Annotated in this window: 6 protein-coding genes and 1 tRNA gene; 5 read left to right on the top strand and 2 right to left on the bottom strand. The window is 38.7% G+C overall.

The features are described from left to right. Both H592_RS0118205 and H592_RS0118200 read right to left on the bottom strand, forming a co-directional pair. Positions 1–86, bottom strand: a tRNA-Ser gene (locus H592_RS0118205). Between the two features lie 133 nt (positions 87–219). Further along, entirely contained in the window at positions 220–858 is a 639-nt protein-coding gene (locus H592_RS0118200) for a PilZ domain-containing protein (RefSeq protein ID WP_028870040.1), read from the bottom strand. Positions 859–1,082: 224 nt separating this feature from the next. Here H592_RS0118200 and leuS point away from each other — a divergent pair, with 224 nt between their 5' ends. The 5 genes from leuS to ggt all read left to right on the top strand — a co-directional run bounded on the left by leuS (position 1,083) and on the right by ggt (position 7,915). Then, positions 1,083–3,671 (top strand): leucine--tRNA ligase, encoded by a 2,589-nt coding sequence (gene leuS / locus H592_RS0118195; protein ID WP_028870039.1) that lies wholly within the window; start codon positions 1,083–1,085, stop codon positions 3,669–3,671. A gap of 211 nt (positions 3,672–3,882) precedes the next feature. Continuing rightward, complete coding sequence (locus tag H592_RS0118190) at positions 3,883–4,410, top strand: LPS-assembly lipoprotein LptE (RefSeq protein ID WP_028870038.1); 528 nt, start codon at positions 3,883–3,885, stop codon at positions 4,408–4,410. Between the two features lie 5 nt (positions 4,411–4,415). Next, positions 4,416–5,414, top strand: coding sequence for a DNA polymerase III subunit delta (holA, locus tag H592_RS0118185; protein WP_028870037.1), 999 nt, complete (start codon positions 4,416–4,418; stop codon positions 5,412–5,414). Between the two features lie 25 nt (positions 5,415–5,439). Beyond that, positions 5,440–6,087, top strand: a complete 648-nt coding sequence (gene nadD, locus H592_RS0118180) for a nicotinate-nucleotide adenylyltransferase (protein WP_028870036.1) — start codon at positions 5,440–5,442, stop codon at positions 6,085–6,087. A gap of 34 nt (positions 6,088–6,121) precedes the next feature. Then, positions 6,122–7,915: a gamma-glutamyltransferase gene (ggt, locus tag H592_RS0118175; protein ID WP_156916155.1), complete on the top strand. Its 1,794-nt coding sequence runs from the start codon at positions 6,122–6,124 to the stop codon at positions 7,913–7,915. Positions 7,916–8,045: the final 130 nt, after the last annotated feature.

The following is an 8,045-nucleotide window of genomic DNA, read 5'->3' as shown; positions in this document are numbered from 1 at the left end:
GAGGAGGAGAGATTTGAACTCTCGGAGAGCTATTAACCCTCGCTGGTTTTCAAGACCAGTGCATTCAGCCGCTCTGCCACCCCTCCGCAGAACGAGGTGAATAATACAGAACTAGCCTCACTGTTGTAAAGTTTATTTTGACAAAAAAAAACTGCTTGGCGAATAATCGAACAAACAGTTTAAATAAACAACATTAAGACTAAATTTCAAACAAAACAATTACTTAAATCGACTTATATGCGCTTCAGGATGTTGTTCCGCATGACATTCGAATAAGTATTCAGTTAATGAAGATAGCACGGAATCGTCTGTTCCTTTGCCCAATGAATAAGCGACAGTATGCTGATCAATACGGCGTATTTGCGAACCACAAATAGGGAGGCGTTCACGGTCTGGTAATTGTAAATACAGATTATTGAGGACCTCGGGTAATGCAGCATTTTCATTATCTTCAATTAATAAGGAAATACCAGACGCTGATAAGTCTTTAACATGATAAGGCAACAGTTCACCGGCCTCATTAACAATACTCATCGTTTTATCAGCAGCTAAACGCCAAGAACGAAGATGTTCACCTGTTTCGTAAATTTTTGGTGATTTTAATGACATACTGAAATTAGTGAAATCCCCCATTTCCATTTGCACTGGAAAAACAAGGTGGTGATCACCGTAATTTGCTACTAATTGCAAATCATCTGCTAACCCAAGCTGAAACAATAGGGCTTCTTTGCCACCAGATTGACCAGAAATATCGTACTTATGTTCTTTACCATTCATGATTTCAGTTTCAAGCAACATTTCAGATAGCAGCTCGAACTCTTGATCGTTAACTAGTAACTCTTGATGTAATTTAGCCACGTGGCCTCCATGTTTAATGTCGGGGAAATCCTTAACTATATAACCTTACGACAATTTTCAGAAATTATGATCAATTAATTGTCATATTTGACCGTTCTTGTTCTCATTAATTCATTTTTTTTAAAAAAATCAGCTTCATTCTTCATAAATATTGTTGCCAAGCGCCTGCTCCTGTATCCTAACGCACCATTATCATTCCATTTTTGATTGCAGGCAGACTGAATATGCAAGAATTATACAACCCTAAAGAAATTGAAGCGAAATTCCAAAAGCATTGGGATGACAATCAATCATTTAAAGCGACAGAAGATCCATCAAAAGAAAAATATTACTGCCTCTCAATGTTTCCATACCCAAGCGGCAAGTTACACATGGGACATGTGCGTAATTATACCATAGGTGATGTAGTTTCTCGCTTCCAACGTATGCAAGGAAAAAATGTAATGCAACCAATGGGTTGGGATGCATTTGGTTTACCAGCAGAGAACGCAGCGCTAAAAAACAATACTGCACCAGCAGGTTGGACCTATGAAAACATTGCTTACATGAAAACACAGCTTAAACAGCTAGGTTTTGGTTATGACTGGAGTCGCGAATTAGCAACATGCCAACCCGAATATTACCGTTGGGAACAGTGGTTTTTCACTAAGTTATTAGAAAAAGACTTAGTGTATAAAAAAATGGCTACGGTTAACTGGGATCCTGTTGACCAGACTGTATTAGCCAATGAACAAGTGATTGACGGACGCGGCTGGCGCTCAGGAGCTGTTGTTGAACAAAAACAAATTCCACAATGGTTTATAAAAATTACTGCTTACGCACAAGAATTATTAGACGATTTAGATCAACTAGACGAATGGCCTGAGCAAGTACGTACTATGCAACGTAACTGGATTGGCCGCTCAGAAGGTATTGAGATGGACTTTAAAGTGGCAAACAGTGATCAAACCTTCTCTGTTTATACTACTCGTCCAGATACTGTTATGGGGGTAACTTACGTTGCTGTCGCTGCGCAGCACCCACTAGCACTAGAAGCTGCAAAATCTAACCCGACATTAGCAGCATTTTGTGAAAGCTGTAAAAACGTTAAATTAGCGGAAGCTGAATTAGCAACGATGCCTAAAGAAGGTGTCGATACGGGCTTGAAAGCAATCCATCCGATCACTGGACAAGAAGTTCCTATTTGGACGGCTAACTTTGTATTAATGGGTTACGGCTCTGGTGCGGTTATGTCTGTACCGGCTCATGACCAACGCGATTACGAATTTGCCAAAGAGTATGGTCTAGATATTAAAGCCGTGATCAAACCTGCTGATGCAGAGGTAGATGTAAGTAATGAAGCTTATACAGAAAAAGGCGTTTGCTTTAATTCTGGTGAATTCACTGCATTAGATGGCTTAGACTTTACTGCAGCATTTGATGCGGTAGAAACACGATTAGTAAGTGAGAATAAAGGCAAAAGACAAGTTAACTTCCGTTTACGTGATTGGGGAGTTTCTCGCCAACGTTACTGGGGTGCGCCAATCCCAACATTAACACTTGAAGATGGCACTGTTGTCCCTGTACCTGAAGATCAATTACCGGTTGTGTTACCTGAAAATGTCACCATGAACGGCATTGTTTCGCCAATCAAAGCCGACCTGGAGTGGGCTAAAACAACTTATAACGGTCAACCTGCGACCCATGAGACTGATACCTTTGATACCTTTATGGAATCAAGCTGGTATTACGCACGCTATTGTTCCCCGCAAAGTGACGATAAAATGTTAGATCCCGCTAAAGCGAATTACTGGTTACCGGTAGATCAATACATCGGTGGTATTGAGCACGCTATTTTACATCTTTTATACTCACGTTTTTTCCATAAATTATTACGTGATTTTGGATTGGTAGATTGTGATGAACCTTACAAAAAATTACTGACTCAAGGTATGGTATTAGCAGATGCTTATTACTATGAAGATGAAAAAGGTGGCAAAGTTTGGGTTTCTCCAACGGAAGCCATCACAGAAACAGATGCAAAAGGTAAAGTAATATCAGCTAAAACAGCTGACGGTCAAGCGCTTATTTATGATGGCATGAGCAAAATGTCTAAATCAAAAAATAACGGTATTGACCCACAGGTGATGATAGATAAATACGGCGCAGATAGTGTGCGTTTATTTATGATGTTTGCAGCACCTGCAGAGCAGACACTAGAATGGTCTGATTCAGCTTTAGAAGGCTCATTACGTTTCCTTAAACGCTTATGGAGATTAGCATTTGAGCATGTCGCATTAGGTGAAGTAGAAACGTTAGATATCAAAGCATTCAATAATGATCAAAAAACTTTACGTCGTGAGTTGCATAAAACTATTGCTAAAGTAAGTGATGATGTAGGTCGTCGCCAAACCTTTAATACAGCGATTGCCGCAGTGATGGAGTTGATGAATAAACTGACTAAAGCACCAACTGAAGCTGCACAAGATCGTGCTATTTTACAAGAAGCATTAGTTGCAGTGACGAAAATGTTATCACCTATCACGCCGCATATTTGTGCTGAATTGTTTACTTTATTAGGTTCTGAAGACGATATTTTATCTGCACCATGGCCAACGGTTGATGAATCGGCACTTGTTGAAGAATCAAAACTGATTGTTGTACAGGTAAATGGCAAACTACGTGCAAAGTTAACTGTCGCTGCTGATGCAACGCAAGCAGACGTTGAAGCACTTGCTAATACAGATGAAAATGTGAGTAAATTTACTGAAGATAAAACCGTACGTAAAGTTATCTATGTACCAGGTAAACTACTTAACATTGTTGCAAATTAATCGCTGCTAATTAATCATTGCTAACTAGCTGTTAATAAGTAGAATTAATGAGTAATTAACGTTAAAAAGTAATATTTTAATAGCGAGCGTTACTCATTTATTTTAACAAACCCCTCACTTTATTTAATTAGATTGAGGGGTTTGTTATTAAATACAATAGCAAACCTCGTTTGTTCTCTAACCTCAATTAAATGCTATCAAAAGGCTGTTTATGCACTCATTTAACCTTCAAGCTTTTTATCGTCATAAGTTGTTATTAACAACGTTGATCATGACTTTTTTTCTTAGTGGCTGTGGATTTCACCTTAAACATAACAATGGTTTAGTTGAAAAATTTCCAGAGATTTACTTACAAACTAATAATCCAAAGGGTGAATTAGCGCGCTTAGTGAGATTACGCTTACGTGGTGCAAATATTAAAATTTTAACAGAATCATCACCAAGTTCTGCAATATTACACCTTAAATCAGAACGTCAAAGTGAACGTACCATCTCTTTATATGCCAATGCTCAGAATGCAGAAAAAGAAATTGGTTATGTCATGAAGTATTCTTTGAAGCTGCCTAATTATACCCCCCGTGATTTTAGTGTTAATTTGTATCGAGATTTTCTAGACGATTCAACACAAGCCTTAGCCAAATCTCGAGAAGCGGAATTATTGACCAAAGAGTTACGTGCGGTGGCAGCAGATCATGTTATTTCGACTATGTTAAGCATGCAAGATCCATCGGCTGAGTAATTTCAATGCGCATTTATCCAGAGCAATTAAGCAGTCATATTCAAAAAAAACTGCCGACCTGTTGTTTAATCTTCGGCGATGAACCTTTACTGTCCATTGAAGCTTTCGAGCAGATTCAATCTCATGCCAAAAAACAAGGTTTTCTAGAGCGTTTTAGCTATAGTTTGGATGGAAATTTCGATAAAGACCAAATCTTTAGTCAATTTAATACTTTGTCTTTATTCTCTGAAAAGCAAATTATTGAACTCACCCTTTCTAAAACAACCAAAGAAAATACTGATTTTATTCGTGAAATCACTCCACTTTTAAATGAAGATATTCTATTAGTGTTAAAGGGGCCAAAACTTAATAGCCAACAATTAAAAAGTGTCTGGTTTAATAAGTTAGAGCAACAAGGTTTATTTATTTCAACCAATGCCCTGTTACCACAACGCTTTCCACAATGGTTATTTCAGCGCCTTAAATTTGTTGGTTTAACGGCTAATTCGGAAGTTATCGATTTTCTGGTGTTACATTTTGAAGGTAATTTATTAGCCGCCAAACAGGAAATAGAAAAGCTCTCTATTTTATTTCCTAAACAACATTTACACCTTACTCAGGTAGAACAAAGTATTACCACTCATAATCACTTTAGTCTATTCCAGTGGGTGGATAGCCTTTTGGCTGGTGATAAAGCGCGTAATTCACGTATCATCAAGCAACTACATGCTGAAGGCACTGAATTATTGTTACTCAGTGCAACAATAAGTAGTGAAATACAAAAGCTACTTGCCTATGCCTATCAACTCAAAAAACAGCCATTAGCTGCTTTATTGGCACAACAAAAACCAAAACTGTGGCCTGCGAAACAAGCCTTAGTAACGAATGCTTTAACCCGACTAAAAACCAAACAATTAGAAAATATGCTGATTCAATGTGCGCAATTAGAGGTCTCGGTTAAGGTTGAAAATAAATCAGATACTTGGTTACAGTTAGATGCGATCTGTTATCAATTTTTAAAATAGAGCTAGCCCTTAAGGATACCTTGCTATGAATAAAAGCAATCAAACAGCAATAGGTTTTTTAGGGGGCACCTTTGACCCCATTCATTTTGGACACCTGCGCCCTGCACTAGAAATCCAACAAGCTTTGGCTTTACAAGCGCTATACTTAATGCCTAATTATATCGCTCCACATAAAGCCAAAAGCATGGCCAGTGCGCAACAACGTATTGATATGGTGCAATTAGCCATTCAAGATACACCAACTTTGCAACTCACTACACAAGAACTTTTACGACCTTCTCACAGTTATACGATCGACACCTTAAAACTGCTAAGAGAACAGTATCCTGAGACACCTTTGTGCTTTATTATGGGCATGGATTCACTGATTCAATTTGACTCTTGGTATCGATATCAAGAAATATTGAGCTATTGTCATTTAGTTGTCAGCCACCGACCCGGCTGGGACCCTCAATTCAATAGCGTTATCAGTGAATTATTAAGAAAACATCAAATAAGCAACCCTACTCAATTACATCGTTCTTTGTCGGGCCATATTTATTTTCAAAGTACAACACAGTTGGCCATATCGTCATCTGAAATACGCGATTTACTCGCAACAAATAAAAGTATTAACTTTTTAACTCCACAATCTGTATGCACTTATATAAAAGAACAACAATGTTATAAATAACCTATCGCACCACTGCCAAATAAGGAACAACATTATGTTAGCTCTGATTAAAAAGACAGTAAGCAAGCCTCTCAACAATATATTCATATCCTGTTTGTTATTATCCGTAAGCCAAAGTGTATTTGCGGTCACTTCGGTGGTGACTGAAACACCAATCATTACAACTCCTGCTCCACAAACTGCTATTTATAGCCAGATGGCGATTCATCATCCTGTGTGGGCAAGAAGTGGTATGGTCGCAACGCAGGAGGCGGTTGCTACTCAAATTGGTCTCGATATTTTAAAACAAGGCGGTAATGCAGTAGATGCAGCCGTTGCAGTGGGTTATACATTAGCAGTCACCTTACCAAGAGCAGGTAACCTAGGCGGTGGTGGTTTTATGTTGGTCTACCTTGCAGATAAAAAACAAGTGATCGCCATTGATTATCGAGAAAAAGCCCCTGCTAGCGCATCGCGTGATATGTACCTTGATGCAGAAGGTGAAGTGGTTCCTGACCTTTCTAAATTTCATGGTCTAGCGATTGGTACTCCGGGCACAGTGATGGGCTTAGAGCATGCCCGTAAAACTTACGGAAGCTTATCTCGTGAACAACTGATGGCACCTTCGATTAAGCTAGCCGCACAAGGCATTGAGGTAACTGCAGACTTAGCTAACTCGTTGACAGCAATGCAACAGCGTCTTAGTCAATGGCCTAACACGCGCAGTATCTTTTATAAAAAAGATGGCTCAAATTATCAAGCCGGTGATCTACTTAAACAAACTGATTTAGCAAAAACGTTAACTTTAATCAGCGAGCAAGGTGAAAAAGGTTTTTATCAAGGGCCAGTTGCAAAGGCTATAGCCAGCAGTATTAAAGAAGCTGATGGCGTGGTCAATGAAGAGGACCTAGCAAATTATAACATAGTAGAGCGTGAAGCTATTAAAGGGACTTACCGTGGTTATCAAGTTTTCTCTATGCCGCCACCTTCTTCGGGCGGTGTACATATTGTACAAATTCTTAATATGCTAGAAAACTACGATATCACTACAATGGGACACAATAGCGCACAACATATTCATACTTTAGTTGAAAGTATGCGCCGCGCTTATGCAGACCGTAGTTTACACTTAGGTGATAGTGATTTTGTAAAAGTACCAGTAAAAACATTAATCAGCAAAAAGTATGCTAAACAATTAGTCACGGGTATTAATCCAAATCAAGCAACATTAAGCAAAGATGTACAACCTGATGCTAACTTACCCTATGAAAGTAACCAAACAACACATTTTAGTATTGTTGATAAATGGGGCAATGCGGTGACTAATACTTATACCTTAAATTATAGTTACGGGTCGGGTATTGTTGCACAAGGAACAGGTGTTTTATTAAATAATGAAATGGATGATTTTTCAGCTAAACCCGGCCATGCTAATGGTTATGGTTTAATTGGTGGCGAAGCAAATGCAATTGCCCCCGGTAAGCGCCCACTTAGCTCAATGAGTCCAACGGTTATTTTAAAAGATAACGCGTTATTTATGGTGACTGGTACACCCGGCGGTTCTCGTATTATCACAACAACATTACAAGTTATCTCTAATGTTATCGATTATGGTATGAATGTCGCAGAAGCAACTTCAGCAACACGTATTCACCACCAATGGTTACCTGATTATATTCGTATAGAATCAGGTTTAAATGCGGATACAATCAAACTATTAGAAGCTAAAGGGCATAAACTAAAACTTCAATCTACCATGGGTAGTACACAAAGTATCATGAAGAAAGACAGCGGATTATTCGGTGCTTCCGATCCCCGTACTCCTTCTTCATTAAGTATGGGTTATTAGCGGCTGTTTATCTTTCAAGCTTATTTTTGCAACGCGTTGCAGGCTTTTTATACAAGACTGAGCTTATTTGTGGTTATCCCCACAAATAAGCGAAAATGCAGTAGAAATAGTCAGCAAACGTTGCTCTACG

The sequence above is a fragment of the Psychromonas arctica DSM 14288 genome, assembly GCF_000482725.1.
GTDB lineage: Bacteria > Pseudomonadota > Gammaproteobacteria > Enterobacterales > Psychromonadaceae > Psychromonas > Psychromonas arctica.
This window is presented reverse-complemented; position numbering and strand designations above follow the sequence as displayed.